At 39.9% G+C, this 1,155-nt stretch carries 2 protein-coding genes and 1 pseudogene; 1 reads left to right on the forward strand and 2 read right to left on the reverse strand.

The window, feature by feature from the left end; all coding sequences use genetic code 11:
- Positions 1–183, reverse strand: a 183-nt coding sequence (locus AC061E_RS16565; protein WP_478287245.1) for a hypothetical protein, incomplete at its 3' end; no start/stop codon positions are given.
- 70 nt (positions 184–253) lie between these two features.
- Between AC061E_RS16565 and AC061E_RS16570 the strand changes: the two genes are divergently transcribed.
- Positions 254–721 carry a hypothetical protein gene (locus AC061E_RS16570; RefSeq protein ID WP_478287244.1) on the forward strand — a complete coding sequence of 156 codons (468 nt, stop codon included), beginning with the start codon at positions 254–256 and terminating at the stop codon, positions 719–721.
- Here the strand turns inward: AC061E_RS16570 and AC061E_RS16575 are convergent.
- A pseudogene (locus tag AC061E_RS16575) lies at positions 665–1,066 on the reverse strand (hypothetical protein); the annotation flags it as partial. The gene AC061E_RS16570 and the pseudogene AC061E_RS16575 sit on opposite strands and share 57 nt — an antisense overlap.
- Positions 1,067–1,155: the final 89 nt, after the last annotated feature.

The following is a 1,155-nucleotide window of genomic DNA, read 5'->3' on the forward strand; positions in this document are numbered from 1 at the left end:
TCCTTTACTGTCTCTCACATTTACAGTGTAAGAACCAGCAGTTAAGCCTGTGAATGTGAGAGACAGTAAAGGATGTGTGAACTCAGAAATTATAGTTCTTAATAATCCTACACCTATTGCTTTTGTAACAGTACCTAGTACTACTCTTGTTTCTTGTATTAACGATACAAGTGCTAGTATCACGGTAACTACAGGACCTACTGGCGGATCTGGAAGTTATTTATATACCTTGATTAGAACTAATGCAGCTGGTGTGGTTACTACTAATGGACCACAAATTTCTAATACGTTCAACAATTTAGGTGCTGGTACGTATCAAGTTCGAGTTTCTGATTCTTGGACGTGTAGTACGACTTCAGCAAATATAGTAATCAACGAACCAACAAGAGTAACGGCAGCTTTAACATTGGCTACAGCCAAAACATGTGCTACTGATGCCAGACTTACCCTTACAGCTGCTGGTGGAACGGCACCGTATACATACAGCACTACCCCTAATTTTGCAACTGCAACAGTAATGGTAGGTAACACAGCTACATTCTCTGTACCTGTAGGAACGCATAGCTACTACAGGTACAGAGAATGTAGCTGTGTTACCTACCATTACTGTTGCAGTTGCAAAATTAGGGGTAGTGCTGTATGTATACGGTGCCGTTCCACCAGCAGCTGTAAGGGTAAGTCTGGCATCAGTAGCACATGTTTTGGCTGTAGCCAATGTTAAAGCTGCCGTTACTCTTGTTGGTTCGTTGATTACTATATTTGCTGAAGTCGTACTACACGTCCAAGAATCAGAAACTCGAACTTGATACGTACCAGCACCTAAATTGTTGAACGTATTAGAAATTTGTGGTCCATTAGTAGTAACCACACCAGCTGCATTAGTTCTAATCAAGGTATATAAATAACTTCCAGATCCGCCAGTAGGTCCTGTAGTTACCGTGATACTAGCACTTGTATCGTTAATACAAGAAACAAGAGTAGTACTAGGTACTGTTACAAAAGCAATAGGTGTAGGATTATTAAGAACTATAATTTCTGAGTTCACACATCCTTTACTGTCTCTCACATTTACAGTGTAAGAACCAGCAGTTAAGCCTGTGAATGTGAGAGACAGTAAAGGATGTGTGAACTCAGAAATTATAGTTCTTAATAATC

The organism is Flavobacterium sp. GNP011 (genome assembly GCF_056428925.1).